Here is a 14,012-nt window from a genome sequence, read left to right on the forward strand (position 1 = left end):
TTCTTTACAAGTGTCTTGACACTTATATTTACACAAAACTAAAATAATGACAAGAGATTTTTTTGAACCTTGAGAGGAGACTCAAATTTGATTTATTTAGATTACGCGGCTACAACACCCATTAGCGATGAAGCACTCCATGTATTTGCCGAGGCATCAAAAAAGGCGTTCGCAAACAGCAATAGTCTGCATGATGAAGGAGATGCCGCCAGAACGTTATTAGATGCTTGCCGCGGACAGATAGCAAACCTGATTGGCGGTAATGCCTCTGGAGTTTGCTTCACAAGCGGAGGCAGTGAATCCAATGTGCTTGCCATTGAAACACTCTTAAAAAATTCTCATAAACACAAAAATCATATAATTGCGTCTGCGCTAGAACATTCTTCTAGCTATAATTATTTACAATCTCTCGAGCAAAAAGGCTATGAGGTAACATTTTTATTGCCTGATAAACATGGTAAACTACATGTAGAAGCAATAAGAGATGCCTTAAGGGAACAAACAGCACTGGTTTCCATTCAGCACGCAAATTCTGAAATAGGCTGCATCCAAAATCTAGAGAATATCGGTTATTTTTTACACGATAAGCCTGTTTTTTTTCACAGCGATTGTGTTCAGTCGTTTGGAAAGATCCCCATTAAAGCGGATGCGTGGAAGGTGGATGCGATTTCTGTTTCAAGTCATAAGGTGTATGGACCAAAAGGGGTCGGCGGTCTCTATTTGAATCCGCGTAAACATCTTACTCCTGTTATTTCGGGCGGCACACATGAAAATGGATTTAGAGCAGGCACGGTGAATGTACCGGGTATTGCAGCATTTACATATGCCGCGGCGGCAGCTTGTTCAGTCATGGAGACAGAATTCAGCAGACTCGAATCGTTGAAGAAAAGGTTTTTAGCAAAACTAAGCGACTATCCCGAACATGTTCACATGATCAATAAAGATGTGGATGATCAGCTTCCAACTATTATTGGCCTCGTGATTCGTGGGATCGAGGGACAATATATGCTCCTTGAAGCCAACCGAAGAGGACTGGCCATTTCCACAGGTACAGCCTGCCAAATTGGCATGCAGACTCCCTCAAAGGCGCTGACGGCTATCGGCCTGACCAGCGATGAAGCCCTGCAGTACATCCGGATTTCAACAGGGAAACATACAAATGCCGAAGATCTTTATAAAATGACTGACATCATAGAAAAAGCAATTAGCGAGAGGTATATGGAAAGAAGGGAAAGAATGCATGAGCGAAGGTAAAATCCCTGGAACGAAAAGAAGAGAATTAATCCTGAATTGGCTGAAAGAAACGAAAGTTCCAATGAAAGGCAGCGACATGGCAAAGAAGACTAATGTCAGCAGGCAAGTCATTGTTCAGGACATATCTTTATTAAAAGCACAAAATGAACCAATCCTTGCAACGAGCCAAGGCTATGTTTATATGAAACAGGAAAATGAGGAGCTTCCTGCCTATAAGCGCATCATCGCAAGCAGCCATAAGCCAGAAGCAACGGCTGAAGAACTAAATATCATTGTTGATTACGGTGTAACCGTGAAAGATGTGATCATTGAACATCCTGTATACGGGGAATTGACAGCATCCATTATGGTAAGCAACCGTAAGGAAGTACGTGATTTCATTGAAAAAATTGAGGAAACAAAGGCAGCCTATTTATCCCAGCTTACAGAAGGATTGCACTTGCATACATTAGTAGCTGACCGCGAGGAAAAATTAGATGAAGTATGTACTGCTTTGAAGACGGCGGGGTTTCTTGTTAACGAAGAAGATTAAACTAGATAAAAACCGGCTTGCATTTGCAAGCCGGTTCATTTTTTATATAGAATAAGCGCTGTATGTACCAAGAGTCCGGACACTGCAGCCCAGGGCCTCAAGCTCTGCCATCGCACCTGGAATCAGGACAGCATCCATTTTCATATCAATGTCGATAATAAAAAAGTAGTTTCCAAGACCTGTTTTCATTGGTCTTGATTCGATTTTTGACAAATTCAGCTTTCTCCATGAAAAAGCAGAAAGCACTTGGTGAAGGGCCCCAGACTGATCTGAAGGCAAGGTAATCATGAGGGTTGTCCGGTCTGTGATCTTATTTAATTTGGTCTTGATATATGTATGCTGGTTTGGGTGCAGAACAGCAAACCTGGTATGATTATGGGTATAATCATGGATATTCTTGCGGACAATTTTAAGATTATATTCTTCAGCTGCCAGTTCATTTGCGACAACCGCAATATTTTCTTCAGGATGCTCCTGGATGTATTTTGCAGCTGCCCCTGTAGATGTCGCGTACTCATACTTCGCTTTAGGAAGCTGATGATGAAGAAATTTATGACATTGCGCAATGGCATGGGAATGAGAGTATACTCTTTCTGCATCTTCCCAAGAGTCTTCCCTTGAAGGATGAACCATCAAATGCTGCTGAATAGGCGCCACAATTTCTCCAATGATGGAAAGCGGCTGTTCATGAACGAGATAATCAATTGTTAAGTTAACAGAACCCTCTAACGCATTTTCAAGCGGGACAACAGCTAAGTCAATTTTCCCCTCAGCTGCTGCATCCATGCATTGAGGAATGGTCAAAAATGGAACATGCCCGGCATGATCTTCGAAAAATTTTGTGACGGCAAGATGTGTAAAAGTAGCCGCCGGACCTAAATAACCAACTTTATATGACATAAGAAATCCTCTCCCCTAAGCTCCAGATCCTAATATCTCTACTTTCTCAACAAATTCAAGACGCTTCAGCTTGGCCATGACGCTATTGATATCTTCTTTCATTCCATTTGTATTTAAAGACAGCGTGACATTTGCGCGTCCCTGCAGCGGAATCGTCTGATGGATTGTCAGTACATTGCAGCCGGCTGTGGCAACAACTGCGAGAAGCTGTGATAAAGTGCCTGATCTGTCTTCCAGATGAAAAAAGAGCGTGATAATGCGCTCGTTTACCATTGTATGGAATGGAAAAACAGCATCACGGTATTTATAATAAGCGCTTCGGCTCATATCCACGCGCTGAACAGCTTCAGCAACAGAGTCTGCTTTTTTTCGTTCAATCAGTTTTTTCACCTCAAGCGTTTTTCTCATCGCCTCAGGCAGAACGTCTTCCCGTACTAAAAAAAAGGTTTCTTCCTTCATGACCTGCTCCTTTTCTCCATCTGCCTGTGAAAAAAGAAGAGCGGATTAAGGCTCTTCTTCTTTAGGCTACTCAACAAATTCAAATTCAAATTCAAGCAATCGCACGATATCGCCGTCTTTTGCTCCTCTTTGACGGAGAGCTTCGTCGACACCCATTCCGCGCAGCTGTCTTGAGAAACGTCTGATTGACTCTTCGCGCAGGAAGTTTGTCATTTTGAAGAGATATTCCACTTTCTCTCCTGATACAACAAATGTTCCGTCACTGTCACGTGTGATTTCAAATTCTGCTGCTTCTTTATCGAATTTATAAAGAACACGGTGATCGGAAAGATCCTCTTCCTCATATAGCGGGAATTCCGGTGTCTTTTCAATTGTATTCATGATTTCAAATAAAAGTTCGCGGACGCCCTCACGGGTAATAGCAGAAACAGGGAAGATTGGAAGCTCATCCTCAAGCTTTTCTTTAAAAGCTGCAAGGTTTTCTTCTGATTCCGGCATGTCCATTTTATTTGCAACGATAATCTGCGGTCTTTCAGTCAGTCGCAAATTGTATTCTTTAAGCTCAGCATTGATAGTCAGATAATCTTCATAAGGATCACGGCCCTCGCCGCTTGACATATCAATGATATGAACGATGACTCGGGTTCTTTCAATATGGCGCAGGAATTGATGACCAAGTCCCACTCCTTCATGTGCACCTTCAATTAATCCAGGCAGATCTGCCATAACGAAGCTGCGTCCATCTCCTGTTTCAACAACACCAAGGTTCGGCACAAGCGTTGTAAAATGGTATTCGGCAATTTTCGGTTTAGCCGAGCTTACCACAGATAACAGCGTTGATTTTCCAACACTCGGGAAACCGACTAAGCCAACATCTGCAAGAAGCTTAAGCTCCATAATGATGTTCCGTTCCTGTCCGGGCTCTCCATTTTCAGAAAGCTCAGGAGCAGGATTGGCTGGTGTGGCAAAACGGCTGTTTCCGCGTCCTCCGCGTCCGCCTTTTGCAATAACAGCCTGCTGTCCGTGCTCAGTCAGGTCAGCAATAACCGTTCTTGTTTCTTCTTCCATAACGACTGTTCCCGGCGGAACTTTAACAATCATCGGCGTTGCATTTCTGCCATGCTGATTTTTCGACATGCCGTGCTGTCCGCGGTCTGCTTTGAAATGACGCTGATAGCGGAAATCCATTAATGTGCGCAGGCCCTCTTCAACTTCAAAAATAACGTCAGCGCCTTTACCGCCATCTCCGCCTGCAGGTCCGCCCTTAGGAACATATTTCTCGCGGCGGAACGCAACTAGCCCGTTACCTCCGTCGCCGCCTTTTACATATATTTTCACCTGATCTATAAACATGGTAATCCTCCGCTCCAAGCCAATTATACAACTCCGACCGTAATGGTCAGTTCGTCCGGGGAAAGCTCATAATGCTTTACTGACACCTGATTCTCTTCATTTGATTTCAGCCAATTTAATAACACTGCTGTCTCTGTTATTATGCCATTAAAATCAAAAAAGAATCGAACTTGTCCCTGATTGGCTTCTGTTTCTATTGTGATGCTTAAGTGATTCTCATTGCACTTGTCAACGGAATCGTCAAGAATCTGAAAGAATTGCCCACACCATGCAGCAACCTTCACATCGTATTCCGACAAGTCATAAATGGAACCAAGGACTTCATACTCCAAAGAATAGTGATGCCTTTTCCAATTGAACGTCATTAAGAGGCTCGCAAATGAAAGCATTTTTAAATTGCAGAGCTTTGATTCGCTTTGTGCTTCGATGACGATTTCTTCAATAATCTGCTGTACGCGATCGTGTCTATTTAATGATAAGTTTCCTTTGATTAATTGCAGTTTATTCATCCAATCGTGACGTGAATGACTTAACACATCAACAATATTCCACTCTTCATTTGTTTTTTTCATGTCGGCACTCCTACTCCCTTTTTCTCTATTCTTTTCTCTAGGAGCTTTAAGACTTGGAAACTGAATGTCGTACTAAATTATAACAAACTATCCTGGGGAAAATAAGTGCAATTTGAAAAAAGCAAGAGGAAATCAAAGATATGGGGAGGTTTTCCTAAAAAAAATGACTATTTTTTGTAAGATTTCTGTTTTAAGTACCAAATCAGTCCGCTAACTGATGATTTTATCCTTGGGGCTCAAAACAGAATTGAAAATAAAGAAAAACTCTAACCAGAGGGCTAGAGTTTTCCTAAAAGAAATTATGCTTCTTGTGCTACAGGATATACGCTAACTTTTTTACGGTCACGTCCGAAACGCTCGAAACGTACAACTCCGTCCACTTTCGCGAAAAGAGTGTCGTCACCGCCGCGGCCAACGTTTTCACCTGGGTAAATTTTCGTTCCGCGTTGACGGAAAAGGATAGAACCACCGCTTACGAATTCGCCATCCGCACTTTTAGCGCCAAGACGCTTAGAGATTGAATCACGACCGTTCTTAGTAGAACCTACTCCTTTTTTAGAAGCGAAGAACTGAAGATCTAAACTTAAAAACATTCTAGTCCACCTCCTGCTGATTGTTATTTATCGTAATTTTTATGAAATGTCCATAGTTCAATTCAATTGACTGCAGCGATACGAGCATGCCTTCAAGCAGCAGCTGAGCCTGTTCGCCCGCTTTTTGCTCTAGATCATGAGGCAGCTGAAACGAAAGAAATCCTCCGTCTCCTCCCTGTTCAACAATCGGCGTTATGCCTGTTAACTTATGTACCGCATTAACAGCGCCAAATGTGACGGCAGATGCTCCGGCACAGACAATATCCTTTCCATGTACATCGAAATCGGCATGTCCAGATAATGTAAAGGATTCAATTAATCCGCAGCTTGAGCGGTTAATGACTGCTTTTATCATCTTAAATGGCCTTAAGCGTTGATTGCGTCAATAACAAGTTTCGTGTATGGTTGACGATGACCTTGTTTTTTGCGGTAGTTTTTCTTAGCTTTGTATTTGAATACAGTGATCTTTTTAGCGCGGCCCTGTTTTTCAACTTTCGCTGTAACAGTCGCTCCATCAACGATCGGGCTACCAACTTTCACGTCATCTCCGCCAATGAATAAAACTCTGTCAAAAGTAACAGTGTCGCCTTGGTCACCAGCAAGCTTTTCAACGTAGATCGCTTGACCAGCTTCTACCTTGATTTGTTTTCCACCAGTTTCAATAATTGCGTACATTCCTATGCACCTCCTAATTAGACTCAGACTCGCCAGCAGACAGGTGATCCGGAGCAATCCGAAAAACTTTATACCTGCATCTGTGCGGTTGTAGCACGGGTGCTACAATCAATAACATAACAATACTATCAAAATAGGCTCCAGTATGTCAATTATATTTTATCTTTATTTTTCATAAGCCCCTGAATCATTTCGCGATTTCCCAGCTGCACAATTTTATAGTGATCGGTCCATTCTTTCTTTTCCGTCAAAAAGATCTCAAAGTGCAGGGCTTTTTCCAATCGTTTAAGATGTTCATCATTTTTCCCTCTTAATACTTCAGCAGCATAAGAAGGCAGTTCAATTAAGGCAGCCTCATGCTCCATGTACTGCAGCTCCCATAGTTCCCGTTCAATTTTAAAAGCGATAGTTTCAGGGGTCAGCACATGGCCTGTGCCGCTGCAGACCGGGCAGGGTTCCGTGATGAGAGATGGAAGATCGGGACGCACTCGTTTACGGGTCATTTGAAAAATATTCATTTGAGTAAAACCAAGCATTTTTGTTTGAACTCTGTCCTGCTTCGCTTCCCTGAGCATTTCCCGCAAAACAGACTGCCTGTCCTCCTGTCTTGGCATATCAATGAAATCAATGATGATCATTCCGCTTAAGTTGCGGAGCCTGATCTGTCTTGCCGCTTCTCTTGCCGCTTCTAAATTCGTCTTCAATACCGTATCCTGCAGAGAAGACTTGCCTGAGAATTTCCCTGTATTTACGTCAATAGCGGTTAATGCTTCTGTCTGATCGATCACAAGATAGGCGCCATTTTTCAGCCAGACTATCCGTTTCAGCGCTTTTTCTAGTTCCTGTTCAATCTTGTACGCATCAAAAACAGGCTGCTTTGATTGGTGAAACACAACTTCCAGGTTCTCATACCTGCTTTTTAAATCGAGGGCGAGATCGCTGTCATCGCACACGATCTGCTGCAGCGTTTCAGGATCGATTTCCCGCAGGATTCTGTCAAAGAATGGCGTGCCTTCAGTTAAAAGGGCAGGAGCCTTCGTATTTGCATGCAGCAGAGCCTCGTATTTTTCCTTCAAGTATCGATATTCGTTATGCAGGGTTTCTTCTGCTTGTCCGCTTGCTGCAGTCCGGAAAACAAGCCCTTCATTCTCTTCGCAAAAATGAGCTCCAATGGACCTGAGCCGCTCCCTTTCAGATGGATCCTCTATTTTTTTTGAAACAGCCGTATAGCCTGAAGTCGGCATGTAGACAAGATATTGTCCGCCAAATTCAAGATTGGCGGTCAGTTTCGGCCCCTTCTGTTCAGTTGCTTCTTTTGCCACCTGAACCAAAAGCTGCTGTCCTTCATTAAGCCTGGCTGATTTCAAAACAGGGGTGAGATCATTAACTGAAAGGTATCCGTTCTTTTCTAGCCCGATATCGACGAAAGCGGCCTGCATGCCTTTAAGAACATTCAAAACACGGCCCGCATATATGCTGCCGGCCGTTTCATTTATATGATGGATGTGAATTTCCTGAACCAGATTTTCTTCAATCAGTGCACAGCGATTTTGACCGCCTTTTGCATTTAGAACTAACTTACGCAATGATCATCCTCTTTTCTGTAGATGTCTTTCTCATATTTACTCATTTTATCAGTCCTGCGTCAATAATCATAATTCAGCTCGCCAACAGTTGATTGTGTCCGCTTATCTGCAAAAAAGGCATGAAGAAGCTCGTTTTCATCAAGCTCAAACAGCTTCTTTCCATTTCGTTCAACAATAATCGGATGCTTGCACCCCCGTCTGAATTTCAGCAGCGTTTGATAGATGGGCTCTCCTTCATCTACAATAATCGGCTCTAATATTCCCGGGTCCTGCTGGTTGCCGTAATATCTCTCGAGCAAAAATCTCATGCTCACAAAACTTCGGTGCTTATACTCCATATATAAAGAATAAATAAGGAAACCTGCAATCACCCAAACATTAAGCTGCTGCGGATAAAAAATAAGAAAAAATAGAAGATACAGAGCTAAGGACACTGCTGAAACCATAAGCATAGTCCGATGAGCATCCTGATAGGACCGCTTCATTGATACAAGCAAAAACAGCAATTTCCCTCCGTCCAGCGGCCAAATCGGCAATAAATTGAACAGAAGAATCATGACATTGTAGAAGGTAAAGAGCTGATAGGTTTCATAACTAAGAAAACCTGCCGTTTGTAAAAGAAAAGCTGCTCCCTGAAGCGGAAGATGCTGCAGAGGTCCGGCGGCAATTGTCAGAAGCTCTTCCTTCAAAGGCCTGTTCCCGTGCTCCTCCACTTCTGCCACACCTCCAAATGGAAGCAGAACAATCGATTTCAGTCTCCAGTTGAAATGTCTGGCTGTCATGGCATGACCAAGCTCATGTATGAGGATAATGGACAGCAAAATCAGCAGTGACTGAAAATGAGCCGTCATAATCGAAATCCCCATGATTAACCATAGAATTGGGTGAATATGAATGTGAAGAAAAACAGATAAATATTTAGTCAAAGGATATCACCTGAATCGGGTCGATAAATTGATCACCCTTTTTAATAGCGAAATAATACGTCCCTTTTTGGTCTTCTGCCGCTTTGATTTTGCCGATTTCTTTTCCGCTTTCCACAAAATCATAAAGGGAAACATTCACTTCCTCCAGATTGCCGTACCAGCTCTCGGTTGAATCTGCATGCTGAACGACAACCGTCAAACCAGAGTCTTCTTTTTTAGCAATTTCAATAACAATTCCTTCATTCATCGCTTCTACAAGATTGCTGCTAGTTTCAACCATCACACCCTGGCCATTATCTTCAAACGTCTCAAGTACTTTTCCTGAAGCCGGAGCTGTGAATTCTGTATCTTCAGACTTTGGTGCCCCATCAGAGGTTTTAATCAGGGCAAGCGGGTCGCCAAACTGCTCACCGTACCACTTTGAAATTACGGCAAACTGAAATTCCTCTTCAAAGGTACTTGTGACCACACTCTGAACTTTTTCAAAAGGAGGCGAATCATTCTTAAAAACAATGGCAGCCACAAGAACTAAACAAGCTCCAATCAGCAGCTTAAACATAAATACATCCGGTTTAAATAATGGATGGGAGCCGCTTCCGCCTCTTCCCGGATCATACGTGTGATAAGCGGAGCCTCCATATTTTTCTTCATCATCTGTGAATGATAGATCGGGCAGCTGTTTTTGAGGTTTTATCCTCTCAGCTCCTAAACTGCGGTCCCGTTTTCTTTTTGCCATTCTCCTGCGCAAATCATCCGCTCGATTCCCCATTGCCACACCCATCCCCTCGAATCACATTTACTCAATTTTATGCCTTGTCCTTATGGAATATGACAAGCCTGCGGAACGGCGACCATGTGTTTTTGAAAATGGAGCAGCAGTGAAGTTTTATATAAAAAAAGCAATCTCCTAAAATCAGAGATTGCTTTTTAATAGAAATGAAATATAGAATTTTGCGCTTATCTTGATTCCTTATACTCTAACGCCGAAAAAGCGTTTGATTTTTGTAAAGACACCTGGATTTGCATCTTCTAATGATTGCAGAGGAATGGATTCTCCCAGGATGCGGCGGGCAATGTTCCGGTATGCAATAGATGCGCGGTTGTTTGAATCCATTGCAATCGGCTCACCATTATTAGACGCTTTAATGACATCATCATCATCTGCTACGATTCCGATTAAATCGATCGAAAGATGCGTAACAATTTCATCCACATCAAGCATGTCCCCGTTTTTCATTAAATGGTTGCGGATTCGATTGATGACCAGCTTCGGCGGTTCAATGCCCTCTTCCTTCTCAAGCAAACCGATAATGCGGTCTGCATCACGCACTGCTGATATTTCAGGAGTAGTTACAACGATTGCCTTGTCAGCACCTGCCACAGCGTTTTTAAAACCCTGCTCGATGCCTGCCGGACAATCGATCACAATATAGTCATAGTCTTGCTTCAGCTCATCTACAAGCTTCTTCATCTGTTCAGGATTTACAGCCGATTTATCGCTCGTCTGCGCAGCCGGAAGCAAATAGAGCCTGTCTTCAAAGCGTTTATCTTTTACAAGCGCCTGATGAATTTTACAGCGGCCATCAACAACATCCACTAAATCGTAAATGATGCGGTTCTCAAGCCCCATCACAACATCGAGGTTTCGCAGGCCGATGTCTGTATCTATGAGACATACGCGTTTTCCTAAAATCGCTAAAGATGTTCCTAAATTAGCAGAAGTCGTTGTTTTGCCAACTCCGCCTTTGCCAGAGGTAATAACGATAGCCTCACCCACGGTCAAATTCCCCCTTCAAACCTTGTCAAGTTAGGTCGTAAATGAGTCAACTGCTGCAGTCGATCAATGATGATAGTTTCACTTTCATCTATGTAAGCACATTCCATCTCGTGCTTTTCTGACTGAATATAATCAGGGGCACGGTTTACGATGTCGCAAATTCTGATTTGCGACGGTTTCATCACCGATGCGGCGATGACGGCCGATTTGTTCCCGTTATATCCAGCATGCGCAATGCCTCTAAGCGTACCCATGATGAAAATGTTTCCGCGTGCAATAACAGTGCCGCCCGGGTTAACATCTCCGATCAGGAGCAAATCGCCTTCAACTTTAAGAACCTGTCCGGATCGAATCATTTTAGCAACCGAGACCACCTCTGCTTCTTTTTTCATTTGCAGGGCATGATCTTTTGTCACAACATTGCTTTCAAACGTTTCAACAACCAGATTCCGTTTTTTTTGTATAACAGCTTCAATTTGATCCTGCTGTTTTTTATGAAGCAGACGGTTACCCGCTTTAACGTTAACGGTGATATATGGCCCATCTTCATGAATGTATTGCTTTAAGGATAACATTTGCTCAAGTTCATTCAGCAGTTCTTCAAAAGAACATGAATCATCGAGATGCAGCGTTAATCCATCTTTTGTACCTTTTATTGTGACAAATTGCTGTTTTTGAGCCTTCATGACGTTCACCTCAACGACTATACTATTTCGACAGATAGATGCAATCTTCCTCTTTTTTTATAAGAGAATTTTGATTATTCGGCTGATGATCCAACATGTCTGCCGCAGCGATAGCCGTAATCCAGAATGTGATTCATCAATAATCGCTAGTCATCCAGATAATCACTTTTGACTCTTGATATAAAACGGCTCATCGGATAAATCAGGACAACAGCCCCGACAGAATTCGCAGCCACTGTAGGCAAAAGCCTCAGATTAGTAAAATCATAGAATGGCAAATTGGAGTAGCCGATCAGCATTTGAATGCCATACGAGTAAAATTCCAAAAGTGTAACAGCAAGCAAAGACAAGAAAAGCACAACGAGCATATTTCCCTGCAGTGCTTTCAAAGCTTTTGAAATTAAATATGCGAATAGCGGATAGGCAAATAAGTAAATGCCAAGTATTTCTGTATACACAATGTCATGCAGCAGTCCAAAAACCAGGCCGTAAATCAGCCCTAATTTTTGACTGTGATATGCCGTGATAAAAACGATTGAGAGCATAACAAAGCGCGGAATGATAACCTGATCCTCATTTGTAAATGGAAGCTCAATCAAGTCAACAAACGTGCTTTCGGAAATAAAAATAAATAAGATCAAAAGAGGAAGGAGAATGCGGTTCATTATTCTTCCTCCTCCTCTGGATCCATATTATCGATATCAATCGTTTCTTTCACTCGCTCTGTAACAAAAACACGGTCAATATCATAAAGATCAGCTTCAGGTTTGATGTAGGCCATTTGCGAGAGTCCGTATGAATCAGGCTCTACTTCCATGACTTCACCAATGACAAGGCCCTCTGGAAAGATTCCGCTGCTCCCCGAGGTGACCACCTTCTGCCCTTTTTCAATCTTAACATCAGATTCAATTTTTTTAAGAAGCAGCGCTTTTTTCTTCTCATCATATCCTTCGATCAATCCGAAAATATTTGGCTGCCCTTCCTTGCCCTGTATTTCAGCTGCAATCCGGTTTTTGCGGTCCGGCGAGCTTAATAGCTGAACGGTTGAATTGAATTTTGACGTATTTTTAATTTTTCCGATTAATCCTTTATCCGTAATGACGGCCATGTCCTTTTGGATACCGTGCTGTGATCCCTTATCAATCGTAATCAGGTCAAACCAGCGGCCAGGATCCGGATTTCTTGCAATTAGAGTGGCAACAATCGGATTATATTTTCTAAGCGATTCTTCTGCGCCGATTTCAGCCCGGAGCTTTTCATTGTCCCGCTTCAGCTCTTGAAGCTCGGTCTCTATTTTCATATGCTCGTCAATTTTGCTTTTAAGCAGTTTATTTTCTTCATATGTATTTTTCAAATCGCCGACATTCTCAAAGAAGCCCGCTACATATTGTGCGGGCTTATGAAATACAGTTTGGAATAATCCTGTTGAATCTTTAACAAATTGTTCTGGCCATGTTAGCTGTCTGTCTTCTTTTAAAGAATACCCAATCAATGCCACTAAAAAGATGATACTAACCAGCAACAAGATAAGACGTTTATTCAAGAAAAACTGTGGCATGTGACTTTACACCCTCTTAATGTTTATTTCACAATTAGCGGCTGTCTCTTGCTTTTGTTTTGAACAAATGAATATGCTCAAGAGCTTTCCCTGTACCGATTGCAACACAATCAAGCGGGTTTTCTGCAATTAAAACAGGCATGTTTGTTTCTTCGCTGATCACTTTATCAATGTTGCGAAGCAATGCTCCGCCTCCAGTAAGAACAATGCCGCGGTCCATAATATCCGCCGCAAGCTCAGGCGGTGTTTTTTCAAGTGTATTTTTAACAGAATCAACAATTGAATTGACCGTATCACGCAAAGCTTCTGCAATTTCTTTAGCTGTAATTTCAATCGTTTTAGGAAGACCTGTCAGTAAATCACGGCCGCGAATGTCCATATTATCGACACCTTCAGCGGACCCTGCAGAACCAATTTCCATTTTAATAGATTCTGAAGTACGGTCACCAATCATTAAGTTATATGTTTTGCGGATATAATTGACAATGGCATCGTCCATTTCGTCACCGGCAACGCGGATAGATTGAGACGTAACAATTCCTCCAAGAGAAATAATCGCCACTTCTGTCGTGCCTCCGCCAATATCAACCACCATGCTTCCAGTCGGTTCCCAGACAGGAAGATTCGCACCGATTGCAGCTGCAAACGGCTCTTCAATCGTATAAGCATCACGTGCGCCTGCTTGCCTTGTCGCGTCAATGACTGCCCGCTCTTCTACTGCTGTAATGCCGGAAGGAACACAGACCATAACATAAGGCTTGCTGGAGAAAACACCTTTACCTTTTGTTGCTTGTTTTATGTAGTACTTCATCATTGATGCAGTTGTTTCATAATCGGCAATTACGCCGTCTTTCATCGGGCGGAGCGCCACAACATTTCCAGGTGTGCGTCCAATCATATTTTTTGCGTCGTTTCCTACTGCAACGATAGACTTAGTGTCTGTCTGCATCGCTACAACCGAAGGCTCACGAACCACAATTCCTTTTCCTTTAACGAAAACAAGGGTATTTGCTGTACCCAAATCTATACCAAGGTCTCTTGTCCCAATTCCAAACATCAGATGTATCTCCCTTTCTAAAAACCGAATTACTTTCTACTATTTATTTTCAAGTGGTCATATGAGAACTAAAAAAACTCATAA

17 protein-coding genes and 1 other annotated feature are annotated in these 14,012 nt (G+C 42.6%); of the genes, 2 read left to right on the plus strand and 15 right to left on the minus strand.

The features are described 5' to 3' along the window. The first annotated feature begins 87 nt into the window (after positions 1-87). Both AC3ISE_RS16265 and AC3ISE_RS16270 read left to right on the plus strand, forming a co-directional pair. Positions 88-1,254, plus strand: a complete 1,167-nt coding sequence (locus AC3ISE_RS16265) for an IscS subfamily cysteine desulfurase (protein WP_489221771.1) — start codon at positions 88-90, stop codon at positions 1,252-1,254. Then, a complete protein-coding gene (locus tag AC3ISE_RS16270) occupies positions 1,241-1,786 on the plus strand; it encodes a transcription repressor NadR (protein ID WP_489221772.1) in 546 nt (181 codons plus the stop codon). Before AC3ISE_RS16265 ends, AC3ISE_RS16270 begins: the two co-directional genes overlap by 14 nt. A gap of 42 nt (positions 1,787-1,828) precedes the next feature. Here the strand turns inward: AC3ISE_RS16270 and pheA are convergent, their stop codons facing one another. From pheA to AC3ISE_RS16345, 15 genes are all read right to left on the minus strand, one after another. Next, on the minus strand, positions 1,829-2,686 hold the full coding sequence (gene pheA / locus AC3ISE_RS16275; RefSeq protein WP_489221773.1) for a prephenate dehydratase: 858 nt from the start codon (positions 2,684-2,686) through the stop codon (positions 1,829-1,831). Between the two features lie 15 nt (positions 2,687-2,701). Continuing rightward, on the minus strand, positions 2,702-3,145 hold the full coding sequence (locus AC3ISE_RS16280; protein ID WP_070879467.1) for an ACT domain-containing protein: 444 nt from the start codon (positions 3,143-3,145) through the stop codon (positions 2,702-2,704). 66 nt (positions 3,146-3,211) lie between these two features. Beyond that, the gene (gene obgE / locus AC3ISE_RS16285) at positions 3,212-4,498 is read right to left on the minus strand and encodes a GTPase ObgE (RefSeq protein WP_489221774.1); all 1,287 of its coding nucleotides are present in this window, start codon (positions 4,496-4,498) and stop codon (positions 3,212-3,214) included. Positions 4,499-4,521: 23 nt separating this feature from the next. Then, positions 4,522-5,070, minus strand: a complete 549-nt coding sequence (locus AC3ISE_RS16290) for a Spo0B C-terminal domain-containing protein (protein WP_489221775.1) — start codon at positions 5,068-5,070, stop codon at positions 4,522-4,524. A gap of 299 nt (positions 5,071-5,369) precedes the next feature. Continuing rightward, entirely contained in the window at positions 5,370-5,663 is a 294-nt protein-coding gene (gene rpmA, locus AC3ISE_RS16295; protein ID WP_070879464.1) for a 50S ribosomal protein L27, read from the minus strand. Position 5,664: 1 nt separating this feature from the next. Beyond that, positions 5,665-6,018 carry a ribosomal-processing cysteine protease Prp gene (locus tag AC3ISE_RS16300; RefSeq protein WP_489221776.1) on the minus strand — a complete coding sequence of 118 codons (354 nt, stop codon included), beginning with the start codon at positions 6,016-6,018 and terminating at the stop codon, positions 5,665-5,667. Between the two features lie 11 nt (positions 6,019-6,029). Further along, entirely contained in the window at positions 6,030-6,338 is a 309-nt protein-coding gene (gene rplU, locus AC3ISE_RS16305) for a 50S ribosomal protein L21 (RefSeq protein WP_489221777.1), read from the minus strand. A gap of 15 nt (positions 6,339-6,353) precedes the next feature. After that, positions 6,354-6,438 (minus strand) — a sequence feature (ribosomal protein L21 leader region). Positions 6,439-6,490: 52 nt separating this feature from the next. Further along, complete coding sequence (locus AC3ISE_RS16310; RefSeq protein ID WP_489221778.1) at positions 6,491-7,924, minus strand: Rne/Rng family ribonuclease; 1,434 nt, start codon at positions 7,922-7,924, stop codon at positions 6,491-6,493. Between the two features lie 59 nt (positions 7,925-7,983). Next, complete coding sequence (locus tag AC3ISE_RS16315; RefSeq protein WP_489221779.1) at positions 7,984-8,850, minus strand: M50 family metallopeptidase; 867 nt, start codon at positions 8,848-8,850, stop codon at positions 7,984-7,986. Next, on the minus strand, positions 8,843-9,619 hold the full coding sequence (locus AC3ISE_RS16320) for a peptidoglycan DD-metalloendopeptidase family protein (protein WP_489221780.1): 777 nt from the start codon (positions 9,617-9,619) through the stop codon (positions 8,843-8,845). Before AC3ISE_RS16320 ends, AC3ISE_RS16315 begins: the two co-directional genes overlap by 8 nt. 201 nt (positions 9,620-9,820) lie before the next feature. Continuing rightward, positions 9,821-10,627, minus strand: a complete 807-nt coding sequence (gene minD / locus AC3ISE_RS16325) for a septum site-determining protein MinD (protein WP_070879458.1) — start codon at positions 10,625-10,627, stop codon at positions 9,821-9,823. Between the two features lie 2 nt (positions 10,628-10,629). Then, complete coding sequence (minC, locus tag AC3ISE_RS16330) at positions 10,630-11,313, minus strand: septum site-determining protein MinC (protein ID WP_489221781.1); 684 nt, start codon at positions 11,311-11,313, stop codon at positions 10,630-10,632. 146 nt (positions 11,314-11,459) lie between these two features. After that, positions 11,460-11,978: a rod shape-determining protein MreD gene (gene mreD, locus AC3ISE_RS16335; RefSeq protein ID WP_489221782.1), complete on the minus strand. Its 519-nt coding sequence runs from the start codon at positions 11,976-11,978 to the stop codon at positions 11,460-11,462. Beyond that, a complete protein-coding gene (mreC, locus tag AC3ISE_RS16340; protein WP_070879455.1) occupies positions 11,978-12,871 on the minus strand; it encodes a rod shape-determining protein MreC in 894 nt (297 codons plus the stop codon). The genes mreD and mreC overlap by 1 nt, the downstream gene beginning before the upstream one ends. Positions 12,872-12,905: 34 nt before the next feature. Next, complete coding sequence (locus AC3ISE_RS16345) at positions 12,906-13,928, minus strand: rod shape-determining protein (protein WP_223436984.1); 1,023 nt, start codon at positions 13,926-13,928, stop codon at positions 12,906-12,908. Between the last annotated feature and the right edge of the window lie 84 nt (positions 13,929-14,012).

It is taken from the genome of Metabacillus sp. KH_069, assembly GCF_057838075.1.